This is a genomic window from Streptomyces beigongshangae (assembly GCF_019710745.1).
Lineage (GTDB): Bacteria > Actinomycetota > Actinomycetes > Streptomycetales > Streptomycetaceae > Streptomyces > Streptomyces beigongshangae.
The window spans coordinates 22,988-49,081 of the sequence record NZ_JAHKJW010000058.1; the positions used below are offsets into that span (position 1 = coordinate 22,988).

Below are 26,094 nucleotides of genomic sequence, written 5' to 3' on the forward strand. Positions count from 1 at the left end.
CCGTGTGCTCGTTCTCATGACGGGCGGTCGGTGCGCCGCCCCGGACGAGCAGGTCGTAGGAGCACTAAACCGATGGGCGAGGGGTACGCATGACCGACACCGGCCAGGTCCCGGGCGAGGGGCTGCCGGAGAACGCAGGCATGGTGGAGCAGCCGGGCGTCCCCGCCCCCGGCGCGTACACCTACCTCTCCGAGTCACCCGCCGAAGACGAAGACCTGTTGCTGCTGCCGGGCGCCCAGGGAGCGTGGGGCAACGAAGTGGCCCCGCCGGCCCCGGCGCCGGTGGTCGAGGCCGTCCACGAACCCGGCCCGCACGAGACGTCGGGCCGCGACAGCGGTTCGGTCGACCTCAGCGCCGTCCGGATGTCCTCGCCCGCGCCGCAGCCGCCCGTGGCCCGGCGCCCGCTGCACCTCGGTCCGCCGACGCCGGACGGCACGAGCAGCCCGGTGCGCTCGCTCGCCGACCGCGGTCCGGCGGGGGCGCCTGCCGCCCCGTACCCCGGGCGGCAGGCCACCGCGCCCGCGACCGGTCCCGAGTACCTCGACGCTCCGCGCGACGAGATCGCGCTGCAGGGTGCCGCGCCCTGGGGCGCCCAGGCCCAGGCCCCGGTCCAGACCCAGGCTCCGGCCCCCGCTCAGGTGCAGGTCGCGCCGCCGGTGGCTCAGGTCGGATCGCCGGGCGCGGCCGCAGAAACGGTCTTTCCGCAGGACACGGCAGCGCACGCGGGCGGTCCGGAGGACACCGGGTCCGTGGCGGTCGCACCGGCTGCGCAGGTCGCACAGGTCGAACAGGCGCCCGACGTACCCGACACGCCCGAGGCAGCCGAGGCACCGGTGGTGGAGCAGCCGGCCGCGGTCGCGGGGCCGCAGGGCGCGCCGGACACCGACCGGTTCCCGGACGCCGCGCACTCCGAGGCGGCCGACGGGGCGCACGCGCCGGTCCCCGACCCCGCGCACGACCAGGCTGCCGACGCGGCGCCCGATCACGTCGTCGTGGACCCAGCCGTGGCCGCCGGACAGGCTCCGGAGGCCGGGCAGGTCCTGGAGACGACCGGGCAGGTCCCGGAAGCCGTGCAGGCGCCGGAGGAGGTGTACGCGCCTCAGCAGCCGGAGGCGGATCAAGCGTCCCTCGCGCAGCCGGCGGGGATCGCCGGAGCACCCGGCGCGGAGGCGGCGGAGGAAGCCGGGTCCGTCGTCGCGGAGGCCGTCCGGGCTCCGCAGGAGGTTCAGGCTCCGCAGGCGGTCCTGGTGCAGGACTACGCGCAGGCACCCCAGCTCGCCGACGGTTCCCTGTTCCCGCCGGCCCCGCAGGACGGCCAGGGGGCCGAGTTCGTCCAGACGGTCCCGGGGTTCGCGCACGTTCCGCAGCCCACGCCCTTCCCGGCCGCGCCCGACGCCCTCCAGGTCCCGCAGGCCGACGACGCCCCGCAGCGCGGGTATCCGGCCCCGGGTCCGCAGGCCCAGGACACGGCCGCCCCGCCGGACGCCGAACCCGGACAGCACGTCGAGCCTCAGGAGCACCGGCCTCAGGAGCAGCCGCAGCCGGCGCAGGCCGAGCCCGTCGTCGCCGAGGTGCTCCAGGCCCAGGACGTCGCCGAGTCCGCCGAGGACACCGCCGTCTCCCAGGTGGCCCCGGCCGGCACCGCCGAGCAGCTCCGAGACCCCCGGCTCCAGGACGTACCGCTTCAGGACGCGCCGGAGCAGGACCTCCTCCCGGCGGCCGAGCAGCCCGTCGGCGACGGCCGGTTCGTACCGGTCGAGGGCGTGGTTCCCACCACCGCCCACCTGGCTCCCACCCCGCCGCACGGCGTGACCGTCCAGCCCCTGCCGGAGGAGCTGGGCGGACAGCCGGCCGAAGGGACGACGGACCCGACGGACCCGACGACCCCGACGGACCCGACGACCCCGACGACCCCGACGGACCCGACGAACCAGGTCGAACTGCCCGTCGAGCAGCCGCAGCCGCAGCCGCAGCCCCAGTCCCAGCTCCAGCCGGAACCCGCCCCGGGGACCGAGGACGAGGAGGAGCCCCTCCTCGTGCTGCCCGCCCCCAGGAAGCCCGAGCCGGTCGCCGGGGAGGCCGGGACCGAGGAGGCCGGAATCGAGGAGGGGCCGGTGGCGCCGGTGGTCCCCGAGGCCGGGGCGGCGCCCGCACCCGCACCCGCCCCCGTACCGCCCGTTCCCGCCGAAGGCGCGGACGTGGAGGGTGCCGAGGACGCGGAGGGCGCCGAGGACGCGGAGGGCATCGAGGACACCGGCCCGGAACCCGTGGCCGCGCAGCGGGCCGAGGACCTGGACGGCCAGGACGCCCCGGCGACCGGCCGGCAGGAGACCACGGCCGTCGCGGCGCAGCCCCGGGAGTCCACCGGCCCGGCCGCGCCCGGCTACGACGACGCCGAGCGCGAGGCCGTCCTGCGCGTGATGCGCGAGCGGCGCGACATCCGCAACGGCTTCCGCAGCGACCCCATCCCGCACGACGTGCTGCTGCGCGTCCTGGAGGCGGCCCACACGGCGCCGTCGGTCGGCCACTCCCAGCCCTGGGACTTCGTCGTCATCCGCTCGGCGGACACCCGGCGCTCGATGCACGAACTGGCCGTGCGCCAGCGCGAGGCGTACGCCAAGTCGCTGCCCAAGGGACGCGCGAAGCAGTTCAAGGAACTGAAGATCGAGGCCATCCTCGACACCCCGGTGAACATCGTCGTCACCGCCGATCCGACCCGGGGCGGCCGGCACACCCTGGGCCGCCACACCCAGCCGCAGATGGCCCCGTACTCCTCCGCCCTCGCCGTGGAGAACCTGTGGCTCGCGGCCCGCGCCGAAGGGCTGGGCGTGGGCTGGGTGAGCTTCTTCGACGAGCGGGAGATGGTCCGCGCACTCGGCCTGCCCGAGCACCTGGAGGTCGTCGCCTACCTCTGCGTCGGCTACGTCGACGAGTTCCCGGACGAGCCCGAGCTGCTGCAGGCGGGCTGGTCCAAGCGCCGTCCGCTGTCCTGGGTGGTGCACGAGGAGACGTACGGCCGCCGGGCCCTGCCCGGCGAGGAGCCGCACGACCTGCTCGCCGAGACGATCACCAACATCCGTCCGCTGGACGCGAAGGCGCTCGGCGAGGCGTGGGAGCGCCAGAAGCGCATGACCAAGCCGTCCGGGGCGCTCGGCATGCTGGAGATCATCTCCGCGCAGCTCTCCGGGCTCTCCCGGATGTGCCCGCCGCCGATCCCGGAACCGGCCGCCGTCGCGATCTTCGCGGGCGACCACGGCGTGCACGCCCAGGGCGTCACCCCGTGGCCCCAGGAGGTCACGGGCCAGATGGTGGCCAACATCCTCGGCGGGGGCGCGGTCTGCAACGCCTTCGCCGCCCAGGTCGGCGCGGAGGTCTGCGTCGTCGACGTGGGCGTGGCCTCCGACCTGCCCGCGACGCCGGGCCTGCTGCCGCGCAAGGTCCGGGCGGGCACGGCCGACATGACGACCGGTCCCGCGCTGACCCGCGAGGAGGTCAGGGCGGCCGTCGAGGTCGGCATCGAGACCGCCCGCGACCTGGTGGCGGCCGGCAACAAGGCCCTGATCACCGGTGAGATGGGCATCGCCAACACCACCGCGTCGGCCGCCCTGATCTCCGTCTTCACCGGCGGCGACCCGGCCGAGGTCACCGGCCGCGGCACCGGCATCAACGACGAGACCCTGGCCCGCAAGACCGAGGTGGTGCGCCGGGCCCTGGAACTCCACCAGCCGGACCCGGCCGACCCGATCGGCGTCCTGGCGGCCGTCGGCGGTCTGGAGCACGCCGCGATGGTGGGCCTCCTCCTCGGCGGCGCCTCGCTGCGTACGCCGGTGATCCTGGACGGCGTCAGCGCCGGCGCCGCCGCACTGGCCGCCCGTGCGATCGCCCCCGAGGTTCTCGCGGCCTGCATCGCCGGTCACCGCAGCGCCGAGCCCGGCCACGTGGCCGCCCTGAACAAGCTGGGCCTGCGCCCCCTGGTCGACCTGGACCTGCGCCTGGGCGAGGGCACGGGCGCCCTTCTGGCCCTTCCGGTGGTCCAGAGCGCGGCACGCGCGATGCACGAGGTGGCCACGTTCGACTCGGCGGGCGTGACCGAGAAGTAGCCGCCGGTCGCCGGCTTGCGCCCGTCCGCCCATCCGTTCCGTGCCCGCGCACCAGGCGGGTACGGAACGGATGGGCGGACCCGCGCGGACCAGCGCGGACCGGTGACGGTCCCGCACCCGCGGGGCCCGGGGCGCGGCCCGGTTTCGGAAAGGGGCGGGCCAGGGGAGAGAACCCCCAGCGGCACCGGCCCGCCACCCGCCCCGGCCCTCCGTCCGCACGCCCCTTAAAATCCGCACGTCAGGCCCGCTCCACCGTCGCAGCGCGCCCCGCACCGCCCCGCATGAGGAGCCGTACCTCCATGGCCGAACACCCCGCCTACCCCGTAGGTCTCCGCCTCTCCGGCCGCCGTGTCGTGGTCCTCGGCGGCGGCCAGGTCGCCCAGCGCCGACTGCCGGCCCTCATCGCGGCGGGCGCGGACATCCACCTCGTCTCACCGGCCGCCACCCCCTCGGTCGAGGCCATGGCGGACGCGGGCGAGCTGGTCTGGACGAGGCGCCCGTACGCACCGGGCGACCTCGCGGCGGCCTGGTACGTCCTGATCGCCACCTCCGACCCGGAGGCGAACACCGCGGCCTCCGCCGAGGCGGAGGAGCACCGCGTGTGGTGCGTACGCGCGGACGACGCGGACGCGGCCACCGCCTGGACCCCGGCGACCGGCCACAGCGAGGGCGTCACGGTGGCCGTCCTGACCACGAACGCCGAGGGCCGCGACCCCCGCCACACCGCGGCTGTCCGCGACGCGGTGGTCGAAGGGCTCCGCGACGGGACCCTCGTGGCCCCCCACCACCGCACCCGCACACCCGGCGTCGCCCTGGTCGGCGGCGGCCCCGGCGACCCGGACCTGATCACGGTCCGCGGCCGCCGCCTCCTCGCCGAGGCGGACGTGGTCATCGCCGACCGCCTCGGCCCCCGAGATCTGCTCGCCGAACTCCCGCCCCACGTCGAGGTGATCGACGCGGCGAAGATCCCGTACGGACGCTTCATGGCCCAGGAGGCCATCAACAACGCCCTCATCGAACACGCCCAGCAGGGCAAGTCGGTGGTCCGTCTGAAGGGCGGCGACCCCTTCGTCTTCGGCCGCGGCATGGAGGAGGCCCAGGCACTGGCCGAGGCGGGCATCTCCTGCACGGTCGTCCCGGGCATCTCCAGCTCGATCTCGGTCCCCGGCGCGGCCGGCATCCCGGTCACGCACCGCGGGGTCGCCCATGAGTTCACCGTCGTCAGCGGCCACGTGGCCCCCGACGACGAACGCTCACTGGTCGACTGGGCGGCGCTCGCAAAGCTCCGCGGCACGCTGGTCGTCCTGATGGGCGTGGACAAGATCGGCGCCATCGCCCGTACGCTCATCGACCACGGGAAGGCGCCCGGCACGCCCGTGGCGCTCGTCCAGGAGGGCACCCTCGCGGCGCAGCGCCGCGTCGACGCGACCCTGGCGACGGTCGCCGCGACCGTCCGCGCCCAGGAGGTGCGGCCCCCCGCCGTCATCGTCATCGGCGAGGTCGTGTCGGTGGGTACGGACGGCTCGTTCGAGACGATCGAGTGACCCACGCCCGACCGGGCGACCCCGCGAGTAACCCCGGGTAACACAACCCGTTCCCAGCCGTTGGCACCACACCCAGGACAAGGCAGTATCACCCTGTGGCCGATCTCATCACCGTCGAGGACCCAGCCGACCCCCGTCTGCGCGACTACACGGGCCTGACCGACGTGGAACTGCGCCGCAGGCGCGAACCCGCCGAGGGCCTGTTCATCGCCGAGGGCGAGAAGGTCATCAGACGGGCCAAGGACGCCGGCTACGAGATGCGCTCGATGCTGCTCTCCGCCAAGTGGGTCGACGTGATGCGCGACGTCATCGACGAGCTCCCGGCACCCGTGTACGCGGTCAGCCCGGACCTCGTCGAACAGGTCACCGGGTACCACGTGCACCGCGGCGCGCTCGCCTCCATGCAGCGCAGACCGCTGCCGACCCCCGGCGACCTGCTCCGGTCGGCCCGGCGGGTCGTCGTCATGGAGTCGGTCAACGACCACACCAACATCGGCGCGATCTTCCGCTCCGCCGCCGCCCTCGGGATGGACGCGGTCCTGCTCTCCCCGGACTGCGCGGACCCCCTGTACCGCCGTTCGGTGAAGGTCTCCATGGGCGCGGTCTTCGCGGTTCCGTACGCCCGGCTGGACACCTGGCCCAAAGGGCTGGAATCGGTCCGGGAGGCGGGCTTCGGCCTGCTGGCGCTCACCCCGGACGAGAAGGCCAAGACCCTCGACGAGGTGGCCCCGCACCGGATGGAACGGGTCGCGCTGATGCTCGGCGCGGAGGGTGACGGCCTGTCCACCCAGGCGCTCGTGGCCGCCGACGAATGGGTGCGCATCCCGATGGCCCACGGCGTCGACTCGCTCAACGTGGGCGCCGCCGCCGCGGTCGCGTTCTACGCGGTGGCGACGGGCCGCCCCGGCGCCTGAAGGCCCGGCCCGGCGGTCCGGCAGCCCGGCTACCCCAGGCTTCCAGACGCGCGCGCACCGTCCGGCACATCACGGTCCGGCCGCGGTACGTTCTCCCGCTGTGGCTGTGTCTGTTCGTGCCCGCGGTCGCCGCCGAGACCGCGGGCGGGTCCCTGACAGCCCTGTGCCACCGCGATGACCAGTGCCACCAGCAGCGTCACCACGACGAACACGAAGAGCCGCTGCCTGAGCAGCCGCGGATTGGCGGGTCGCAGCCTGGTACCGGTGGTCCGCGGTCCCGGACGCCCGGCCCCGCCGCGCGGCCGGCCGCTCTGACCGGTCCGGCCGTCCGGGGCAGGACGCGTCGAGTTGCCGCGCGTCTGGTTGCCACGGGTCGGGTTCCCGCGTGCCGGGTTGTTCCGCGAGGGTGCCGGGCGCGCCCCGGACCGCGACGGCGTGCCGTTGCCGCGCGGCGCGGGCGTGCCCTGCGTACGCCGCTGGGTGCGCTGGTCCGGATGGCCGTCGGCCATCCGCCCGGTCGGCCGGTCGGCCTCCGCCGCACGGGGCGCCGGCGGCCGGGCCTCGCCGAGTCCGTGCGCCTCCCGCGCCGCGATCTCCTTGAGCCGCAACGACAGCTGCAGCGTGCTGGGCCGCTCCTCGGGATCCTTCGCCAGACAGGCGCGTACGAGGGGGGCCAGCGCGTCCGGCACACCGTGCAGGTGCGGTTCCTCGTGCACCACCCGGTAGAGCATCACCTCGGAACTGCCGTGCCCGAAGGGCGAGTCCTGCGTCGCCGCGTACGCCAGCGTGGCGCCGAGCGCGAACACGTCCGTGGCCGGGGTGACGGCGGCACCCCGCACCTGCTCCGGCGCCAGGAAGCCGGGCGAGCCCACCGCCGTGCCCACGTGTGTGAGCGTGCTCGCGCCCGTCGCCCAGGCGATGCCGAAGTCGATGATGCGCGGCCCCTTGGGGGACAGCAGGATGTTCGACGGCTTCAGGTCACGGTGGACGACCCCGGCCTCGTGCACGGCGACGAGCCCCTCGGCCAGGGCGGCGCCGACGGACGCGACCTCGGACGCGGGGAGCGGGCCGTCCTCGGTGACCTTGTCGTGCAGCGAGGGGCCGGGAACGTACTGCGTCGCGAACCAGGGCCGCTCGGCCTCCAGATCCGCCGCGACGAGCCGTGCGGTGCACCCGCCCCGGATCCGCCGGGCGGCCGACACCTCGCGGGCGAAACGCGACCGGAACTCCTGGTCCTCCGCGAGGTCGGGCCTGATCACCTTCAGCGCGACCCGCTGGCCGCGCCGGTCGGAGCCCAGGTAGACCACGCCCATCCCGCCCGCGCCGAGCCGTCGGTGAAGCCTGAACGAGCCGACGACACGCGGGTCCTCGCGCCTCAGGCGCATCATCGCCATGTCCATCCCCGCTGCCCGGTCCGTTTGACGAGCCACAGCTTACGTTTCCACGGCTGGGCGCGCGCAGAGGCCGCGCCCTCGCGGCCCGACCGATTGTCAGTGCCGGGTGCGAAACTTGAGGAGTGGTCAGGGGACGGGGGAGCCGGGCGGCGTTGAGCTGCGCGGATCCTCAACCATCGGCCCCGGAAGGGGGATTGGACCCGTGAAGGGTGATCGCGTGGAGACAGTGGTCGACGCGGGGGACACGACCCGGACGTGCGAGGTGGTGGCCGGCCGTGCGGGCCGCAGGGCGGAGACGGCGGTCCGCGGAGGGGTGGTCGAAGTGAGCGAAGTCACCCGGTGGGGGCGCCCCCGCGCCCTTTGAGGCTGCGGGGGAGGACCGGTCGTCCGGACGGCGCGCTTCATGGTCACCCGGGTGCTCGCTCTGGTCGAACAACCGGTCCCGAGGGAGGACAGCTCGGAACAGACCGGACGTCCCCTCCGGGGAACCCCCGAGACCTAGGACGTCTTCTCCACCCAGGGGAGTACGTCGCAGGTCACCGCTCATCCTCCGGGAGGCCCGGTAATAGGTACGAAGGCATGACGACCCGCACGCGCCTCCCGCCTAGATTTGTTGTCAAGCGGCGGGTGCAGCACTCGTCCCCCGAGGTCAGTCACCCGCCGCTGCCAGACAAGCAACCGGACAAGCACAGCTTTTCCCAACAGAACGGTCAGGAGAGGGACCATGGCGGACACGGCATCGCGGACCATGATCCGTGCGCAGGGCCGCAAGGCGTACACCGCCGCGTTCGGTTCCAGCCGGTCCGGTCGGCGCCACCCCCTGGTGGCGACGGCCATGGTCCTCCCCCTGGCCACCCTGCTCGTGGTCGTCTTCGGCGGCTGGGAAGCAGTGGTCACACAGGCGTCGTCCGTGGGCGTGATGCTGGGGCGCTGAGCGGCGCCCCAGGCCCGGAAGAGCGGTCCGGGCGGGGACATCCGGCCATGAAACCCCGTGGGGACGGGGGTGCGGCGGACGGCACAGATGCGGGCGCAGCTGGGGAGCTGCGCCCGCATTGCCATGGGTGCGTACGCTCCGGGGGACCCGTCGGCGCAGGAGCCGCACGGGACGTACGACCCGAGGGGGACCCGAGTGACCGCCGATGTGCTGCCCGCGCTCAGCGCCAGGGTGCGGACCGCCGCCCACCCGGCGGCGGACGTCTGCGCCTGCGGTGCGGACGCCACCTCCGTGCTGGCCGACCGGCCCAACGGGACCGTCGTCCGGCACGGCGCCACCGTGGTGAAGGCGCACGCCGCCGACACCGCCCGCGCCGATCTGGCGGCGCGGCTGGCCGTGGCCGCTCACCCCGGCCTGGACGGCGTCCTCCTGCCGCCGCTCACCCCGGACGCGGCCGAACTGGACGGCCGGCCCGTCACCTGCTGGCCCTACGGCACCCCCGTGGACCGCGACGACCCCGACGCCGCCCCCTGGGAGGCCGCGGCGACCCTCCTCGCGGGGCTCCACCGGACGCCGGACGCCGTGCTCCCGCCCGGTCTGCCGCCCATGCGCGGCCCGGAGAAGGCGGCCCGCGCCCTCGCCCGCCTGCGCGCGGCGGGCCCGCATCCGGCGGCCGCCCCGGTCCTGCGGGCCTGGGCCGTGCTGCCGCCCTGGGCGCGGGACGAGGCACCGATGCCGGACACCGGGACGCTGTGCCACGGCGACCTCCACCTGGGTCAGCTGGTGCGGGCGGGGAACGGTGACTGGCTGCTCATCGACATCGACGACCTGGGCCGGGGCGACCCCGCCTGGGACCTGGCCCGCCCCGCGGCCTGGTTCGCCTGCGGCCTTCTCCCGCCCGACGAATGGACCCGCTTCCTCGCCGCGTACCGGAAGGCGGGCGGCCCGGCCGTCACCGCGGACGGGGACCCCTGGCCGGCCCTCGATGTGCCGGCCCGCGCACTGACCGCGCAGACCGCGGCACTGGCGATCGCCAAGTCGGTGGAGCGGGGACGTCCGTTGGACGAGGTGGAGATGTCCGTGGTGGACGCGTGCGACCGGATGGCGGCGATCCCGCCCGAGTTGGCGAAAGGACGCCCGGCGTAGGGTGCAACCGATCGAAGCGGGGCAGAGTCTGTCCAGGTGGAAGCAGTACCTACCGGCGAGGAGTTGAGCCGAGCATGCAGTGTCCGAAGTGCCGTGCGCCGATGCACACGTACAACCGCAACGGTGTCCAGATCGAGCAGTGCAGCGGTTGCCGGGGGATCTTCCTCGACTACGGCGAGCTGGAGTCGCTGACCCGGCTGGAGAGCCAGTGGTCGCAGCCCGCCCCGCCGCCCCCGGGCGCTCCGCAGGCGTATCCGGCTGCCCCCGCACCGGCCTGGGGCGCTCCGCACGGTGGACACGGCGGGCATGGCGGGCACTACGGCCACAAGCGCCAGAAGAGCTTCGGCCACATGCTCTTCTCCTCCTGAGCGCGGCCCGAACACATCTTGAGCGCCATCCCCGGCACGACGAAGCCCCCGACCGTACGAGACGGCCGGGGGCTTCGGCTGGTGCGCGATACTGGGATTGAACCAGTGACCTCTTCCGTGTCAGGGAAGCGCTCTCCCGCTGAGCTAATCGCGCGGGACGGACCTGCTGGTGACGCCGGTGGCGCATGACGTCGATGGTGCGCGGTGGTGCGTACTGCGTGCGCGATACTGGGATTGAACCAGTGACCTCTTCCGTGTCAGGGAAGCGCTCTCCCGCTGAGCTAATCGCGCGGGACAGGATCTCGCCGTACGTACCGGCTGATCCAGTGGACGATACTGGGATTGAACCAGTGACCTCTTCCGTGTCAGGGAAGCGCTCTCCCGCTGAGCTAATCGCGCGGGACAGGATCTCGCCGTACGTACCGGCTGATCCAGTGGACGATACTGGGATTGAACCAGTGACCTCTTCCGTGTCAGGGAAGCGCTCTCCCGCTGAGCTAATCGTCCATGGAGGTGGAGACGGGATTTGAACCCGTGTAGACGGCTTTGCAGGCCGTTGCCTCGCCTCTCGGCCACTCCACCAGGAGCACGGGGGTCGGGAAGATCCCCGCTTCCTGCGAGCGGACGACCAGGTTCGAACTGGCGACCTCAACCTTGGCAAGGTTGCGCTCTACCAACTGAGCTACGTCCGCGTGTCGTTTCCGGACCGCTCCCACGTCCCGGTGACGTGTTGAACTCTAGCGGATACCGGGGCCAGCACAAAAACGCGTTTGCGCAGCGTGCTGCGTTACGCCCGCTCCAGTACACGGTCGGGGCGCCCGCAGGTCGTCCGCGACGGACGCGCGGCCACGCAGGACTTCCCAGCTCCGGCCCGCCCCGGCGACCCCGTCGTGGGCAGGAGGGGACCGAGCCGAGGGCCGCCCGGCCGCTCGCTGTAGCGTCGGGGGAGTACCCAGGGGCGTACGGCACGGACGGGGGAACCTCCGCCGGCCGCCCCGGGGGCCCCGGCCGGAACAGCACGTCCGGCCGGGAACCCGGCGCGTTCTGGTGAGGTGAGGTTCAGTGAAGATCTGGCTCGACGGCGGACTGCAGGACGGCGAGTCGGCCCGTGTCTCCGTCTTCGACCACGGGCTGACCGTGGGCGACGGCGTCTTCGAGACCGTGAAGGCGACCGACGGCCGCCCGTTCGCGCTCACCCGTCACCTCGACCGCCTGGCGCGCTCGGCGAGCGGCCTCGGACTGCCCGAGCCCGACCGCGACGAGGTGCGCAGGGCCTGTGCGGCCGTCCTGGAGGCCAACCCGATGCCGCTCGGCCGCCTGCGGATCACGTACACCGGGGGCCACGGGCCGCTCGGCTCGGACCGGGGGCAGGGCGGCCCGACCCTGCTGGTGGCCCTGGGGGAGTCCGCCCGCCGTCCCGACTCCACCGCCGTGATCACCGTGCCCTGGACCCGCAACGAGCGCGGCGCGCTGACGGGCCTCAAGACGACGTCGTACGCCGAGAACGTCGTCGCCCTCGCCCGCGCGCGCGAACGGGACGGGTCCGAGGCGCTGTTCGCGAACACGGCCGGGCAGCTCTGCGAGGGCACGGGCTCCAACGTCTTCGTCGTCCTCGACGGCGAGATCCACACTCCGCCCGTCTCCTCCGGATGCCTCGCGGGCATCACCCGCGCCCTCACCGTCGAGTGGACGGGCGCCAGGGAGACCGACCTCCCGTTCGACGTCCTGGAGCGGGCCGAGGAGGTCTTCCTGACCTCCACGCTGCGTGACGTGCAGGCCGTGCACCGCGTCGACGGCCGCGCGCTGCGCGGGGCACCGGGACCGGTGACCGCGAAGGCCATGCGGATCTTCGACGAGCGGGCGGGCGACGACCTCGACCCCTGAGACGGCCGCCACCGGCCCGACCGGGTTCCCGGAGCCCTCGGAGCCCATGGACTCCTTGAAGTCCTTGAAGTCCTTGAAGTCCTTCGAGTTCTCCGGCCGGTCGGGTCCGCCGTCGGAATCGGATGGCGCGAGCGCGTCCGGGCGGGTACAACACCCCTGATGACCACCACCCTGCGGCCGACCGAGCCGCTTCAGCGCGATGCCGACGGGGCGCTGTCACGTCACTACACGGTGTGCGTGAACAGCCGCCCGGTCGGCGCGATACACCTCGCCAGCCACCCCTCCTTCGGATCGTCCGTCGGGCAGATCCGCGCCCTGAGCATCGAGGGGCCGGACCGGGGGCGCGGCCGGGGCACCGTGGCGGCGCTCGCCGCGGAGGAGGTGGCGCGCGGCTGGGGCTGCAGACGCCTTGAGGTGTCGGTGCCCGCCGACGCGGCACCCGCCCTGCGGCTCACGACGGCCCTCGGGTACGTGCTGCGCAACCGGACCATGGAGAAGCGGCTGGACGGCCCGCCGGCCGAGTTGCCCGCCGGCAGTCGCGGGCGCGCCATGACGGAGGCCGAGTTCGCCTCCTGGGTCGTACGGGCCAAGGAGGACTACGCCCAGGAGTGGATCACCCGGGGCGTGCCCGAGGCCGAGGCCCGCGCCAAGGCGGACCGGGACCACGACGGCGCGCTGCCGGACGGCCTCGGCAGCCGGGGCATGGACTTCAGGATCCTGGAGCACGAGGGGGCCGCGGTGGGCGTTCTGTGGCTGGCGTCCCGCGACGACTGTACGTTCGTCTACAAGGTGGAGACCGGCGAACGGCACCGGGGCCGGGGGCACGGCCGTTCGCTGATGCTCCATGCGGAGGCGCGGGCGGTCCTCGCCGGGCACGGGGGAGTGCGTCTGAACGTCTTCGCCGGCAACACCCCGGCCGAGCGGCTCTACGAGTCACTCGGCTACGGGACGACCACGTACCACTTCTACAAGGACCTGCTGTGAAGGCGTGCCGGCGGTCAGGCGTCCTGCCCGGCCAGTAGGCGGTCCACGATCTCCTCGATGCGCTCGCGCAGCCCCTCCTGGCTCTTGCCGCCGTCGAGGCGCTCACCGTCGATGACGTACGTCGGGGTGCCGGTCACGCCGATGGCCTTGCCCTCGGCCTGGTCGGCGTCGACGATCAGGATGTGCCGGCCGTCGATGAGGGCCGTGTCGAACTCCTCGTCGTCCAGACCGAGTTCGCGGGCCACCTCCACGAGGAGTGCCTCCCCCCTGCGGTCCAGCTCCGGCACGCGCCCCAGCACCGCCTCGACGTACGGCCATGCCCTGCCCTGCTCCGCGGCCTCCTCGGCGGCCTGCGCGGCGGCGAACGCGTGCCGGTGCTTCTCCAGCGGGAAGTGCCGCAGCCGCAGCTCCAGCCGGTCGCCGTAGCGGGCGCGCAGCGCGCGCAGGTCGTCGAGGGCGCTGTGGCAGTCCGGGCACTGGAGTTCGCACCAGACGTCCAGGACGGGGACGGCGGGGCGGGCGGAGGTGGAGTCGCTCATGGGACCAGTCTCCCAGCCGGGACCCCGGCCGCCCAACCGGGACCGCGCCCCGGGCGCCCGACCGGGACCGCGCCCCGGCCGCCCGACCTCGGCCGACCGGCACCTCAGGAGGACCCGACCCGGAGATGTCCCTGAGGTCTCCCCGGACCATGGCACACCGGGCACGGGGCGGTGCAGGATGGAAGGGACGAAGTGACCGTGCCCGCCCCTGCCCGCCACGCCTGGAGGACCGGATGATTGCCGAGACCGTCTGTTCCGCCGTCGCCGCGGCAGGCCTGGGCATCGCCGCGGTCACCGCGTACCGCAAGCGATTCCTCGCGGCGGCCCGTCTGGTCGCGTACTCCCTGGTCCCGCTCGGCCTGGTGCTGACCGGGGCCGTCGAGTGGGCGGCCGAGACCGCCTTCAGCCCGACGGCCTGGGCCGGCTTCGGCGTGCTCGGGGCGGCCTGGCTGCTGTTCATGACCACGCGGGCGGTGGAGCGGCGGGCCGGCGGCAGCCGCAAGGAGCGCAAGGCGGCCCGGGCCGCGCAGCGGGAGGCGGTCGCCCCGGCGGCGTCGGCGCCCTCGCTGGGCCAGGCGACCCCCCGGCCGGCGGCCCGCCCCGCACCCACGTCCCGCAAGACCGAGTCGTCGGACGACTTCAGCGACATCGAGGCGATCCTCAAGAAACACGGCATATGACCCCGTGACCGTGACCGTGGCCCTGGCCCCGGAACGTCGAGACATCGGGCACGACAGGGGGGAAAGAATCACGGCACGTGAGGACTTTCCGACGCCGGCCCGGCGAGCCGGATGGACACGGGAAGGGCCTGGCGCGCGTACGTATCCCAGATCGTGGAACGATCCGTCACGGATTTCGGCTAACTCCCCCACAAGTCGGGCGTGTTGATCGCGTTGCAAGTCCCGGCTGCGTCATCATCGCCGCGAGATGCTGGACACAACCCAGAGCGACACCGCTGTTCCTCCCGAGGAGCGGCGGGGTTGTCTCTTCGCGCTATCTCAGCCACCGCTAATGATCTTCCTTGCGGTGATCGGCTGTCTGCTGCTCATGGCGTCGCTGCACGATCTGCTGCTGCTCTGAGCCTTACGCGGAGTCCCTGGCGCCACCCGCCGAGGACTCCGTCAGCCGGCCGCCTCCTTGCGCCGTGCCCGGTACGCGGCCACGTGCAGGCGGTTTCCGCAGGTGCGGCTGTCGCAGTAGCGGCGGGAGCGGTTGCGGGAGAGGTCGACGAACGCACGCCGGCAGTCCGGTGCCTCGCAGCGGCGCAGCCGCTCCTCTTCCCCCGCCACCACGAAGAACGCCAGCGCCATGCCGCAGTCCGCGGCCAGGTGGTCGGCGACGGACGCGCCCGGTGCGAAGTAGTGCACGTGCCAGTCGTAACCGTCGTGGTTCGTGAGGCGCGGTGTGGTGCCCGCGGCGGCGACCAGCTCGTTGATGAGCGTGGCGGCGGTCCGGGCGTCGGGCGCCGCGAAGACCGCGGCGAAGCGTCCGCGGATCCTGCGCACCGCCGAGAGGTCCAGCTCGGACAGGGTCCCGACATCGCTCATGTCGTGCTTGCGGACGAAGTCGAGCAGCGCCGCGAGATTCGCGAGTCCGTCCGTGGTGTCGTCCTCCGGGGCGGTGTTCACCAGATCGACCACGGTGTCGAGGGCGCACCGGGTGTCGTGGGTGATCAGCACGTTTCGCTCCCTGGCCTGTGGGTCGGGCGGACGCCCGCCGATGCTGGCCGATGCTAGCGGCTCCCCGCCGCCGCAGACCGCCGCCGTCCGCCCCGACCGCCCTGCAGGACGACCGGCGAGGAACCCGCCCCTCACCGCCCCGAGGCCGAAAACGAACCCGCGCTCCCACCCGCCCGGGGGCGCGGGGAACCGCTCGCCCGGCCGCGGCGGTCCGTACGTCCGGACGCACGGAACCGACCGCCCGCCCCGACCGCCCCGCCCGGCCGGGCAAGTCGCAGGCCACGGAGCATGCGACCGGTGCGGATGTGTGAACGCACGGACACCGCCCCCGCGTACTCACGGAGGCGGCGCCCATGTGCTCCCTATGCAGTTGTCTGAGCCCGAGCCGTCTCCCCGAGTGGACGGCGCCGGGCGGCCTGGTGCGGAGTCTCGTCCTAGCTTTCGGCGAGGATGTGCGAGAGCTCCGTATCGAGATCGAAGTGCCGGTGTTCCGTGCCGGGGGGCACGGCGGCGTCGGTTCGCTTCAGGAACGACTCCAGGGCCCGTGCCGGGGCCTCCAGCAGCGCTTCGCCCTCCGGGGAGCTCAGGGCGATGCACACGACGCCCTGACCGTGGCTGCGGGACGGCCAGACCCGGACGTCGCCGGTGCCGGTGGGCCGGTGCAGACCCTCGGCGAGAAGGTCGCGGGCGAACACCCACTCGACGGTCTCCTCGGCTCCGGTGTGGAAGGTGGCGTGCACGGCGTAGGGATCGGCCGTGTCGTACCGCAGGCCTGCGGGGACAGGCAAAGAGGACTCGCTCGACACAACGAGGCGCAGGTGCAGCTCGCAGCTGACCGTGGTGTTCATAAGCGCCAGGGCCTTTCGCTCAGTGTGCGCTCGGGGATTCGCACGTCGGCGAAATCGACATGCCACCTACGGTGCCGTTGTAAACCCCTCTGAGTGTTTTGCGTCGCTTTAGGTACCTCGTCCGGCGGAGTCTCCGTTCGCGACTTACGACCATTACGGTGACCGGTTTCGGTCCGGTAGGGTTTGGCCGTATGAATACGGGGAGTGACCGAACGGGGGAGGTCGCCGTGGCGGCCGACGAAACGAAGAGCGAGCAGGCGCTCGGATCCCGTGCGCCGCAATTCGTCAGGGCACGTCGCATGCTGCATCTGAGCTGGCAGGTGGGCGTGTTCGTGGTGGGTCTCGCGGTCGTCGTGGTCGGTGTGATCATGCTGCCCCTGCCCGGTCCGGGGTGGCTGGTGATCTTCGCAGGTATGGCGATCTGGGCGACCGAGTTCGTCTGGGCGCAGCTGGTGTTGCGCTGGACGAAACGCAAAGTGACCGAGGCGACACAGCGGGCGCTCGATCCGAAGGTCCGGCGCCGGAACATCATCCTGACGACCGTCGGACTGCTGGTCATCGCGGTGCTGGCCGGGGTGTACGTCTGGAAGTTCGGGTTCGAGATGCCGTGGAAGATCAAGGAGTAGGGGCGCCGCGTGCGTGTGCGGGCGGGTCGGAGGCACTCTCTGACATGGGGTAATCTTTTCCTGCGCCCGGGCGATTAGCTCAGCGGGAGAGCGCTTCGTTCACACCGAAGAGGTCACTGGTTCGATCCCAGTATCGCCCACACTGCCGACAGGCGGTTCGGCCCACGGGTTCCGTGGGTCCGAACCGCCTGTCGGCGTTCTGCGGGGTGTGCTCGTATTTCCGGCCGTGCCGTGGTGGCTGCCGGGCGGTCGGCGTGGCGCCGGGTCCGGACCCGGCGCCGGCCTCGGTCGGCGCGGTCGGTCCGGTGGGTCCGACCGGTCCGTCCGGTCCGTTCGCGTCCGGGGTTCCGAAGCCCTCCCGTGCCCGCGAACGCGTCCGGAGTGCGCCCCGATGTGCGGCCGGGGGCGCCCCACGGGGCGGGGCCGGCGTCGTGGGGCGGACGCGGGTGTCCTGCGGCTGGTCGCGCAGTCCCTCGCGCACCCGTACGGCCCGCCCTCCCGCCCTACCTGCGCAACCGCCCAACTGCCCAGGGAATTCGCCCCGGTTCGGGCCGTCGCGTCCGCGGGCCCGTTCACATCAATTCCTGTCCGAATCATTGACGCCCGTGGAGCGCCTCCGTAGCTTGTGCCAGCAAGCGCTTACTTGAAACGATTCACGGCAACGGACGACGGACAGCGGACGGCGACATCGCAGGGAGGCCCGACCATGGGGAAAAACGGGAGTGTCGAGAGGCGGGCGGTCCTCAGGGCGGCGGCCGGAGCGTCGCTGGCGACGGTCGGGCTGGCCGCGACGGCCGGCTGCGGCGACGGCGGCGACGGCGGGCCGGGTGACGGAACCGTCGAGATCCGCTTCGCCTGGTGGGGCGCGGAGGAACGCGCCAAGCGCATCAACCGGTCCATCGAGCTCTTCGAGGAGAAGTATCCGAAGATCAAGGTGAAGACGGACTTCCAGGATTACGTGGCCTTTTGGGAGAAGTTCCAGACCCAGGCCGCGGGCGGAAATCCACCGGACGTATTCCAGAACGCGGTCGCGTTTCTTCGGAAGTACGACAGGAGAAGCGTTCTGCTCGACCTCAAGTCGCAGGTGGACGCCGGAAATCTGAGCCTTGAGAACTTCCGCTCCGGTATCGAGAAGATCGGCGAAGTCGACGGGAAACTCCTGGGTGTGCCCGTCGGCTCCAACACCATGTCGCTCGTCATCGACGAGAAGGTCTTCGAAAAGGCGGGCGTCACGCCGGAGCAGGGCTGGACCTGGGACGAGTACTTCGGTGCGCTGAAGAAGATCCACGACACCCAGAAGGTGGCGGGCGACACCGGCTACTTCGGGATCATGTACCTCTACGACCTCTATCTGCGGCAGAACGGCAAGGCGTTCTTCACCGAGGACGGACTCGGCTTCGACGAGGCCGACCTGACGGAGTGGTGGCAGGACGGCTACAACCGCGTGAAGGCCGGCATCGTCACCGATCCGAAGCGGGTCGAGCAGCTCAAGCCCAAGTCGGCGCTGGCATCCGGCGACGGCGCGTCGGAGTTCACCTGGGACAACTTCACCGTGCGCTACACCACGGAGGGCGACAGCACCTACGGGCTGGCGCCGATCCCCACGACCGACGGCAAGGAGACCGGTCAGTACCTCGGCTCGCTCATGCTGAGCGGCTCCGCGCGGACCAGGCATCCCGAGGAGGTCGCCCGGTTCATCGACTTCATGGTGCACGACCCCGGGGTCGGCAGGATCATGGGCTACGACCGCGGCATCCTCGCCACCACCGAGCAGTTCGAGGCGTACAAGCCGACCGACGCCCCCAACCAGGCCATCGCCCAGTACGAGGAGGACGTCGCCGAGGCCGGACTGCTCGGGGCCATCACCCCGCACCCGGCCGGCGCCGACACCGTGGAGGCCGCGTTCCTGCGCATCGCCGGTGACATGTCGACGGGCAAGACCAAGGTCTCCGACGCGGTCGAGCAGTTCTTCTCCGAGGCGAAGACCGCTCTCGCCGCCTGAGGGGAACAGCCGTGACGACACTCATCGAGGACTCTCCGCCGGACGCCCCGGAGAAGCATCCCGGTCCCCCCGCGGCCGTACGGCGCCGGGGGCGCCGGGAGAACCTGGCCGGCTACCTCTTCATGTCGCCGTGGATCGCGGGCTTCCTGCTGCTGACCGCGGGACCCATGACCGCCTCGCTCTATTTCGCGTTCACCGACTACAACCTCTTCAACTCCCCGAAGTGGATCGGCCTCGACAACTTCACCCGGATGCTCGACGATCCGCGGTGGCAGAAGTCGGTGGAGGTGACGGCGAAATACGTCGTCATCGGCACCCCGCTGAAACTGCTGCTCGCCCTGGGGGTCGCCCTGCTGCTGGCGCAGAGCCGGCGCGGGCAGGCCTTCTACCGGGCCGCTTTCTACGCCCCCTCGCTGATCGGCGCGAGCGTGTCCGTCGGCTTCGTGTGGCGGGCGCTGTTCTCCGACGACGCCGTCGTGGACCGTACGCAGTCGTCCCTCGGCTTCGACGTCGGCGGCTGGGTCGGCAATCCGGACTGGGTGCTCCACAGCCTGGTGGCGCTCACCGTCTGGCAGTTCGGCGCCCCGATGGTCATCTTCCTGGCCGGGCTCAAGCAGGTGCCGAAGGAGCTGTACGAGGCGGCCGAGGTCGACGGCGCGGGGCCGTTCAAGCGGTTCTGGAGCATCACCCTGCCGATGATCTCCCCGGTGCTGTTCTTCAACGTGCTGCTGGAGACCATCCACTCGTTCCAGATCTTCGGATCCGCGTACGTCGTCTCCAACACCAGCTGCGGGCCCGCCGACGCCACGCTCGTCTACACCTGTTACCTCTACCAGAAGGGCTTCAAGGAGGCCCAGATGGGCTTCGCCTCCGCGATGGCCTGGATGCTGCTGCTCGCCGTGGCACTGGTGACGGCGGTCCTCTTCTGGTCCCAGAAGCGATGGGTGCACTACGAGGAGGCCGCCCGATGAGCACCACCACGAGCCCCACCGGACGCGGACGCGGGCGCGGTGGTGCCGGGGCGCTCGCCTGGCACCTCGGCGCCCTGCTCGTCCTCGCGGTGGTCCTCTATCCCGTCATCTGGGTCCTCGGCGCCTCGTTCAAGCCCAGCCGGGAGATCATCGGCAGTCTGGAGCTCTTCCCGACCAGCCCGATCCTGCAGAACTTCAAAGGGCTCGCCGACGGCATCGCGGACATCTCGATCGCCACGTTCTTCCAGAACTCCCTCTTCTACGCGCTCGGCTCCGTCGTCGGCATCCTGGTCTCCTGCTCGCTGACGGCGTACGCGTTCGCGCGCATCCGGTTCGCCGGGCGCGACCTGATGTTCTCGCTGATGATCGGCACGCTGCTGCTGCCGTACCACGTGCTGCTCATCCCGCAGTACGTGATGTTCCAGAAGATGGAAATGATCAATACGTACGTGCCGCTGCTGATCGGCAAGTACCTGGCCACCGAGGCGTTCTTCGTCTTCCTCATGGTGCAGTTCATGCGGAACCTGCCGAGGGAGCTGGACGAGGCGGCGCGGCTCGACGGCTGCGGTCATCTGCGGATCTACTGGTCGATCGTGCTGCCGCTGTGCCGGCCCGCCCTCATCACCAGTGCGATCTTCACCTTCATCAACGCCTGGAACGACTTCATGGGCCCGCTGATCTACCTCAACGAGCCGGCCAAGTACACCGTCTCCCTCGGCATGATGATGTTCCGCGACCAGGAGGGCGTCGCCAACTACGGCGGCATGATCGCCATGTCGCTGGTGGCGCTGCTGCCCGTGCTGGCCTTCTTCCTCGCCTTCCAGCGCTACCTGATCGACGGTATGGCGACCTCCGGTCTGAAGGGCTGAGCCGGTCATGACCCAGACGCGCACGAAGCCCCGCACGAAGCCTCGCACGAAGCCCCGTACGGCCGCCGCCGGGCCGGAGTCCGCCTTCGCCGAGCGGTTCGGGCTCTTCGCGGAGTGCCTGCTCACCGGGGTGTGGATCGCGGTGGCCTCGCTGCCCGTGGTCACCTACCCCGCCGCGTTCGCCGCCGGGTCACGGCACCTGCGGCGGCGTACGGCGCAGGTGGGCGGCGGGTGGCGGGAGTTCGTCGCGGACTTCCGTGCCGCCGTGCGCGGCGGGTGGGCCGCGGGAATCGCCGGGTGGGCCGCGGCGCTCGTGGTGTGGGTGGACGTCCAGGCCGTGCGCGCCGGGATACCCGGCGGCCCGGCCGTCGGGGCCGTCGGGCTGTTCGCGCTGATCGGGCTGGCCGTCGCCGGACTGCGCGCGGCGGCGGTCTGGGAGCCCGGTGCCTCCTGGCGGGAGCTGCTGGGCGCCGCCGGACGCCGTACCGTCCTCGACCCCGCGGGGTCCTTCCTGCTCGTCGGGGGACTGGCCGTGGTGGCCCTCTCCGCCTGGTCCGTGCCGCCGCTGGCGGTCCCCGTCCTCGGCGCCGTCGCGGCGGCGGCCCTCGCCGTGGAGGAACGCGCAGTGCGGGAGCGCGCCGTGCGGGAGCGCGGCCGACGCCGCTGACCGGGGGTTTCCGGCAGGGCCGATGCGCCGGCGCCACTCCTCTACATGTCATGTCCCTGACTTTTTCGTAAGGCTTCACAAGGCTTCGCAAGGAAAGGAAAAGCCATGTCCCCCATCCCTCGCAGATCCNGGCTTCGCAAGGAAAGGAAAAGCCATGTCCCCCATCCCTCGCAGATCCCTCCTCAAGGCGGCCGCCGTCGCCGGAGCCGCCTCCCGGCTCGGCTGGGCACCGGGTGCCGAGAACGCCGACGCGGACCCGGTGACCCTGGACTGGCTGGAAGGCGGTGGCCTGGGCCAGGCCCCGGGCTCGACCGTGGGCGTGCCCTGGCCGAAGGGCGCGTACGGCAAGGACCAGACGTTCGCGCTGACCGACGCCGACGGCAAGGACGTACCCGTCCAGTCCTGGCCGATCGGCCACTGGCCGGACGGCTCCCTGAAGTGGACCGCCCACGCGGTCGGGCCGGGCGCGGGCGCCGGGAAGCTCACGCTCGACGCGGGGACGCCCGCCGCGCCCGCGAAGAGGGTGACCGTCGACAGGCGCGGCGGGTACATCGAGGTGTCGACCGGTGTCATCACCGCGAGGATCGGCAGGAGCGGCTCCGCCCTCGTGCGGTCCGTGCTGCGCGGCTCGACGGAGATCGCCGGGGAGGGCCGTCTCGTCCTGCTGCGCCAGCCCGGGATCGAGGACGGCGACCGGGGCGAGCAGAAGTACGAGCGCTTCGAGAGCGCCGTCGCGCGGACCGAGGTCGAGCAGGACGGACCGGTCCGTGCCGTCGTCCGCGTCGAGGGAGAACACCGCAGGGGCGGCAGGAGCTGGCTGCCCTTCTCGGTCCGCCTCTACTTCTACGCGGGCGCCGAGTCCTTCCGCATGGTGCACACGATCACCTTCGACGGCACACAGGAGCCGGGCGAGGCCCGTGGCGACTTCATCCGCGGCATCGGCGTCCGCTTCAAGGTGCCGATGCGCGACGCCGCGTACGACCGGCACATCCGGATCGGCGGGGAGGGGACCGGCCTGCTGCGCGAGGCGGTGAAGGGCGTCACCGGTCTGCGCCGGGATCCGGGCGCCGCCGTGCGGACCGCCCAGTTCGAGGGGCGGAAGCTGCCCGACCCGTCGACCTGGGACCAGCGGGTGACCACCCGGCTCCAGTACGTCCCCGAGTGGGGCGACTACACCCTCTCGCAGCTCTCCGCCGACGGCTTCACGGTCCGCAAGCGGACGAAGGAGGGACACGGCTGGATCGGCGCGGGGGGCGGCCGGCGGGCGAGCGGCTTCGGTTACGTCGGCGGCGCGAGCGGCGGACTGGCCTTCGGGCTGCGGGACTTCTGGGAGAAGTTCCCCGCCCAGCTCGACATCCGCGACGCCCGGACCGACGAGGCCGAAGTGACCCTGTGGCTCTGGTCGCCCGAAGCGCAACCCATGGACCTGCGCTTCTACCACGACGGCATGGGCCAGGACACCTATCCCGAACAGCTCGAAGGGCTCAACATCACCTACGAGGACTACGAGCCCGGCTTCGGCACGCCCTACGGCATCGCCCGCACCAGCGAACTCCTCTTCTGGGCCCACGAGTCGACGCCGAGCGCCGGGACGATGGCGGAGCAGGTCGCCGCCGTACGCACCCCCGCGCAGCTCGCCGCCCCGCCCCGGCACCTCGTCGCGGCGGGCGTCTTCGGCGGGCTGTTCACCGAGCCGGACCGCTCCACCGCCGCGAAGGCGAGGATCGAGGACCACCTCGACTTCCTCTTCACCTACTACAAGGACCAGGTGGAGATGCGCCGTTGGTACGGCTTCTGGGACTACGGCGACATCATGCACACGTACGACCCGAGCCGCCACCAGTGGTGCTACGACGTGGGCGGTTACGCCTGGGACAACTCCGAGCTCTCGCCCGACCTGTGGCTCTGGTTCGCCTACCTGCGTTCCGGCCGCGCCGACGTCTTCCGCTTCGCGGAGGCCATGACCCGGCACACCGGCGAGGTAGACGTCTACCACCTGGGCGAGTGGGCGGGCCTCGGCACCCGGCACGGCGTCCAGCACTACGCCGACAGCGCCAAGCAGCAGCGCATCGCCAACACCACCTACCGCCGCTACTACTACTTCCTCACCGGGGACGAACGCGTCGGCGACCTCATGCACGCCACCGTCGACTCCGACGAGACGTTCCTCGTGCTCGACCCGATCCGCAAGATCCGCACCGAGCCGTACGAGCCGGACCGCAACGCGCTCTCGATCGGCTTCGGCACCGACTGGAGCGGGCTCGTGTCCGCCTGGCTCACCGAGTGGGAGCGGCGGGGACCCAAGTGGGAGAAGGCGAGGGCACGGGTGCTGTCGACGATGGAGACCATCGCCGCGCAACCCAACGGGTTCGTCCAGGGCAGCGCGCTGTACGACCTGGACACCGGGAGGTTCGCCGTCGCGGACGCGGCCGTGGTGGGGGTCTCGCACCTGTCGGCGATGTTCGGCCTGGTCGAACTGAACGCCGAGCTGATCGACCAGATCGACATGCCGGCGTTCAAGGAGGCGTGGCTCGACTACTGCCGGTACTACAACGCGACCAAGGCCGAGCAGAAGGCCCGTTACGGGTCCGACTTCGGGTCGCTGCTGCTGTTCCAGGGGCACTCGCGGCAGGACGCGTACGCGGCGGTCGCCCTGGACGACGACGCGCTGGCCGCGCGGGCCTGGCGGCAGTTCTACAGCAGCGCCGACGCCTGGGACTACAAGGAGTCGACGGACTGGTCCACGAAGAAGGTCGAGGGGCCGATGGGGCTGGTGGAGGGGCGTGAGGCGGCCTGGGTGTCGACCAACGCGACCGCACTGTACGGGCTGGCGGCCATCCAGAACCTGGCGCTGATCGGGGACAGGATGCCGTGACGCTCCGCCGGGCCGGGCCGGGGCGGGGTGGGTTTGAACCCGCGGGTCCGTCGTGGCTTGTCGCGCGGTTCCCCGCGCCCCTGTCGGGGCGTCAGCGCATCTTGTTCAGGGACTCGCGGGCTCGGCGGGCGTCCTGGAGGCGTTGTTCGTAGGTGGCGCCCAGGGCCAGGAGGAGCAGGCCCGCCAGGGCCGGAGGCGCCCAGCGGGGGAGCGAGCCCATGGCCTGGGCGGCGTACGGGGCCAGTTCGTGGAGAGCGGTCAGGACCAGTGCGGCGCCGCCCAGGAGGAGGGGTGCCCTGAGGCGGTGGCGGACGCCGAGCAGGGTGACCGCGAGCGACGCGGCGCCCAGCAGCAGGGGGCGCGGCCCGCCCGGGTCCCCCCACACCGCGAGGAGGCTCGGCACGAGCGTCACCACGAGACCGGGCCCGTACGCCGGCCAGGACGGGACCTGCGCGTCACGGTTCCTGCGGACGTACCCGGCGATCAGCGCGGGCACGGTCACCGGGAGCGTGTACGCCTCGGGGGATCCCACCTCCCAGGCCGCCAGCCGGACCCAGGTGGCCAGTACGAACAGCGTGGTTGCCGCGTAGCCCGCCCACCCGCGGTCCTGGCGTACGGCCGTGCCCGCCGCGATCACGCCGCACAGGGCCAGGACCAGCGCCAGCGCGGGCGGTTCGGCGGCCGCCAGACTGATCGCCAGCAGGCCCGCGACCGCCCCCGTGACCTCGACGGACACCTTCAGGGCCGCGTCGTCGAGGCGGGGGGCCAGCAGCGCCGCCGTGGCCGGTACCAGCAGGACGAGCAGGGCCGTGTGGTGCGGCGGCAGGCCGAGGGAGGCCCCCGTGGCGCACGCGAGCGCGGTGGCGTACGCCAGGGCGGGGGCCGCCGAGACGGCTCCGACCGGTTTGTGCCCCTGTCGCGCGGCAGCCGTCGTGAAGAGGGCCGTCAGGCCCGCCAGGACGGCCAGCGTGGCGGCCTCGGCGGCCAGCGAGAGGGCGGCGAGGTGGAGGGAACCGAGGAACGCCAGACCGAGCGCGGTCGCGGTCGGGAGCGAGAGCCGGTCGGCGGCCGAAATGCGGTCGGTGGCCGAAATGCGGTCGGGGCGGTCGGCGGTCGAGGAACGGCCCTCGGTCGCGCGGGTGTGGGCGTGCGCCGCCGCCGTCAGCGCCGCCACCGTGGCTGCGCCGTGCCACAGGAGCGCCGCCCCGTAGGGGAGGTGCAGGGTGGCGGGCAGGACGAGGGCGGTGACCCAGGCCAGTGCCGACGCCCCGCTCCGGGCGCGGAGCCGGTGCGGGCCGGACCGGAACGCCAGGGCCAGGACCACCGCCACGGCCGCCAGGACCAGCGCGGCGGTGTCCGCGCCGGGCGGCCAGGACGCCGGGACCGTCACCGCGTCACGGGCGTCGGAGGGCGCGCCCGACCACACGTGTGCCGTCCGGCCGGCCGGGCCCAGCAGGACCAGGGCGACCACGGGCAGGGTCCAGGAAAGGGCCAGGGCCTGCACGGCCGCGGAGGACCACCACAGGCCGCGGCGCAGGGTCGGGGGCAGCCGGGTGCCGCGTACCGTCAGCAGCGCGATGCCGCAGGCCAGGCATGCCGGGACCGTCCACGCGCCGGGCAGGATCTGGCGCAGCACGCCACCCGCCGCGGCGACGGCGATCAGGCCGCCGGCCGCCGCCAGGGGCACGGCGGCCCACGCGGCGGGGGCACGGTGTGCCGCCCCCAGCGCGATCGCCGCGGCGAGGGCGAG

General features: G+C 72.6%; 21 protein-coding genes, 7 tRNA genes and 1 pseudogene. 18 read left to right on the forward strand and 11 right to left on the reverse strand.

The genetic code is table 11. The features are described 5' to 3' along the window. The first annotated feature begins 89 nt into the window (after positions 1-89). The 3 genes from cobT (at position 90) to KM933_RS31875 (ending at position 6,558) form a co-directional block, all read left to right on the forward strand. Positions 90-4,100 carry a nicotinate-nucleotide--dimethylbenzimidazole phosphoribosyltransferase gene (gene cobT, locus KM933_RS31865; RefSeq protein WP_221358748.1) on the forward strand — a complete coding sequence of 1,337 codons (4,011 nt, stop codon included), beginning with the start codon at positions 90-92 and terminating at the stop codon, positions 4,098-4,100. Positions 4,101-4,399: 299 nt separating this feature from the next. Further along, positions 4,400-5,644 carry a uroporphyrinogen-III C-methyltransferase gene (cobA, locus tag KM933_RS31870; RefSeq protein ID WP_221358750.1) on the forward strand — a complete coding sequence of 415 codons (1,245 nt, stop codon included), beginning with the start codon at positions 4,400-4,402 and terminating at the stop codon, positions 5,642-5,644. Between the two features lie 95 nt (positions 5,645-5,739). Next, complete coding sequence (locus KM933_RS31875; RefSeq protein WP_221358752.1) at positions 5,740-6,558, forward strand: TrmH family RNA methyltransferase; 819 nt, start codon at positions 5,740-5,742, stop codon at positions 6,556-6,558. Positions 6,559-6,587: 29 nt separating this feature from the next. Here KM933_RS31875 and KM933_RS31880 read toward each other — a convergent pair whose 3' ends face one another. Further along, on the reverse strand, positions 6,588-7,958 hold the full coding sequence (locus tag KM933_RS31880) for a serine/threonine protein kinase (protein WP_221358820.1): 1,371 nt from the start codon (positions 7,956-7,958) through the stop codon (positions 6,588-6,590). A 196-nt stretch (positions 7,959-8,154) separates the two neighbouring features. On the opposite strand from KM933_RS31880, the pseudogene KM933_RS39870 reads away from it, so the two are divergent. The 4 genes and pseudogenes from KM933_RS39870 (at position 8,155) to KM933_RS31895 (ending at position 10,400) form a co-directional block, all read left to right on the forward strand. Beyond that, positions 8,155-8,454 (forward strand): annotated as a pseudogene (locus KM933_RS39870) (hypothetical protein). A gap of 222 nt (positions 8,455-8,676) precedes the next feature. After that, positions 8,677-8,886 (forward strand): hypothetical protein, encoded by a 210-nt coding sequence (locus KM933_RS31885; protein ID WP_221358761.1) that lies wholly within the window; start codon positions 8,677-8,679, stop codon positions 8,884-8,886. 195 nt (positions 8,887-9,081) lie between these two features. Continuing rightward, complete coding sequence (locus KM933_RS31890; RefSeq protein WP_308013606.1) at positions 9,082-10,032, forward strand: phosphotransferase; 951 nt, start codon at positions 9,082-9,084, stop codon at positions 10,030-10,032. Positions 10,033-10,106: 74 nt separating this feature from the next. Then, positions 10,107-10,400, forward strand: a complete 294-nt coding sequence (locus tag KM933_RS31895) for a TFIIB-type zinc ribbon-containing protein (protein WP_221358763.1) — start codon at positions 10,107-10,109, stop codon at positions 10,398-10,400. A gap of 79 nt (positions 10,401-10,479) precedes the next feature. On the opposite strand, the gene KM933_RS31900 is transcribed toward KM933_RS31895, so the two are convergent. The 6 genes from KM933_RS31900 to KM933_RS31925 form a co-directional block, all read right to left on the reverse strand. Next, a tRNA-Val gene (locus tag KM933_RS31900) sits at positions 10,480-10,554 on the reverse strand. A gap of 65 nt (positions 10,555-10,619) precedes the next feature. Further along, positions 10,620-10,691 (reverse strand) — tRNA-Val (locus KM933_RS31905). A gap of 36 nt (positions 10,692-10,727) precedes the next feature. After that, positions 10,728-10,796, reverse strand: a tRNA-Val gene (locus tag KM933_RS31910). 39 nt (positions 10,797-10,835) lie between these two features. Further along, positions 10,836-10,907, reverse strand: a tRNA-Val gene (locus tag KM933_RS31915). A 1-nt stretch (position 10,908) separates the two neighbouring features. Further along, positions 10,909-10,982, reverse strand: a tRNA-Cys gene (locus tag KM933_RS31920). A gap of 37 nt (positions 10,983-11,019) precedes the next feature. Further along, a tRNA-Gly gene (locus tag KM933_RS31925) sits at positions 11,020-11,092 on the reverse strand. A gap of 370 nt (positions 11,093-11,462) precedes the next feature. Between KM933_RS31925 and KM933_RS31930 the strand changes: the two genes are divergently transcribed. Both KM933_RS31930 and KM933_RS31935 read left to right on the forward strand, forming a co-directional pair. Beyond that, complete coding sequence (locus tag KM933_RS31930) at positions 11,463-12,284, forward strand: aminotransferase class IV (protein ID WP_221358765.1); 822 nt, start codon at positions 11,463-11,465, stop codon at positions 12,282-12,284. A 159-nt stretch (positions 12,285-12,443) separates the two neighbouring features. After that, positions 12,444-13,268, forward strand: a complete 825-nt coding sequence (locus tag KM933_RS31935) for a GNAT family N-acetyltransferase (protein WP_221358767.1) — start codon at positions 12,444-12,446, stop codon at positions 13,266-13,268. A 14-nt stretch (positions 13,269-13,282) separates the two neighbouring features. On the opposite strand, the gene KM933_RS31940 is transcribed toward KM933_RS31935, so the two are convergent. After that, positions 13,283-13,807: a DsbA family protein gene (locus KM933_RS31940; protein ID WP_221358785.1), complete on the reverse strand. Its 525-nt coding sequence runs from the start codon at positions 13,805-13,807 to the stop codon at positions 13,283-13,285. 233 nt (positions 13,808-14,040) lie between these two features. Here KM933_RS31940 and KM933_RS31945 point away from each other — a divergent pair, with 233 nt between their 5' ends. Together KM933_RS31945 and KM933_RS31950 are read left to right on the forward strand one after the other, a co-directional pair. Next, positions 14,041-14,487, forward strand: coding sequence for a hypothetical protein (locus KM933_RS31945; protein ID WP_221358787.1), 447 nt, complete (start codon positions 14,041-14,043; stop codon positions 14,485-14,487). 247 nt (positions 14,488-14,734) lie between these two features. Then, entirely contained in the window at positions 14,735-14,887 is a 153-nt protein-coding gene (locus tag KM933_RS31950) for a hypothetical protein (RefSeq protein WP_169800124.1), read from the forward strand. A 41-nt stretch (positions 14,888-14,928) separates the two neighbouring features. On the opposite strand, the gene KM933_RS31955 is transcribed toward KM933_RS31950, so the two are convergent. After that, positions 14,929-15,486 carry a CGNR zinc finger domain-containing protein gene (locus KM933_RS31955; RefSeq protein WP_221358789.1) on the reverse strand — a complete coding sequence of 186 codons (558 nt, stop codon included), beginning with the start codon at positions 15,484-15,486 and terminating at the stop codon, positions 14,929-14,931. Positions 15,487-15,920: 434 nt separating this feature from the next. Then, on the reverse strand, positions 15,921-16,334 hold the full coding sequence (locus KM933_RS31960; protein WP_003959770.1) for an SsgA family sporulation/cell division regulator: 414 nt from the start codon (positions 16,332-16,334) through the stop codon (positions 15,921-15,923). A gap of 191 nt (positions 16,335-16,525) precedes the next feature. On the opposite strand from KM933_RS31960, the gene KM933_RS31965 reads away from it, so the two are divergent. The 7 genes from KM933_RS31965 (at position 16,526) to KM933_RS31995 (ending at position 24,344) form a co-directional block, all read left to right on the forward strand. After that, entirely contained in the window at positions 16,526-16,960 is a 435-nt protein-coding gene (locus tag KM933_RS31965) for a TIGR02611 family protein (protein ID WP_221358829.1), read from the forward strand. Between the two features lie 68 nt (positions 16,961-17,028). After that, positions 17,029-17,100, forward strand: a tRNA-Val gene (locus KM933_RS31970). A 566-nt stretch (positions 17,101-17,666) separates the two neighbouring features. Beyond that, the gene (locus KM933_RS31975) at positions 17,667-18,962 is read left to right on the forward strand and encodes an ABC transporter substrate-binding protein (protein ID WP_221358792.1); all 1,296 of its coding nucleotides are present in this window, start codon (positions 17,667-17,669) and stop codon (positions 18,960-18,962) included. Positions 18,963-18,973: 11 nt separating this feature from the next. Beyond that, positions 18,974-19,933 carry a carbohydrate ABC transporter permease gene (locus KM933_RS31980; protein ID WP_308013607.1) on the forward strand — a complete coding sequence of 320 codons (960 nt, stop codon included), beginning with the start codon at positions 18,974-18,976 and terminating at the stop codon, positions 19,931-19,933. Then, positions 19,930-20,802, forward strand: coding sequence for a carbohydrate ABC transporter permease (locus KM933_RS31985; protein WP_221358803.1), 873 nt, complete (start codon positions 19,930-19,932; stop codon positions 20,800-20,802). Before KM933_RS31980 ends, KM933_RS31985 begins: the two co-directional genes overlap by 4 nt. A gap of 7 nt (positions 20,803-20,809) precedes the next feature. After that, positions 20,810-21,469 (forward strand): hypothetical protein, encoded by a 660-nt coding sequence (locus KM933_RS31990; protein WP_221358805.1) that lies wholly within the window; start codon positions 20,810-20,812, stop codon positions 21,467-21,469. A 154-nt stretch (positions 21,470-21,623) separates the two neighbouring features. After that, positions 21,624-24,344 carry an exo-rhamnogalacturonan lyase family protein gene (locus KM933_RS31995; protein WP_221358816.1) on the forward strand — a complete coding sequence of 907 codons (2,721 nt, stop codon included), beginning with the start codon at positions 21,624-21,626 and terminating at the stop codon, positions 24,342-24,344. A 91-nt stretch (positions 24,345-24,435) separates the two neighbouring features. Here the strand turns inward: KM933_RS31995 and KM933_RS32000 are convergent. Then, positions 24,436-26,094, reverse strand: a 1,659-nt coding sequence (locus KM933_RS32000) for an SCO7613 C-terminal domain-containing membrane protein (RefSeq protein WP_430727396.1), incomplete at its 5' end; no start/stop codon positions are given.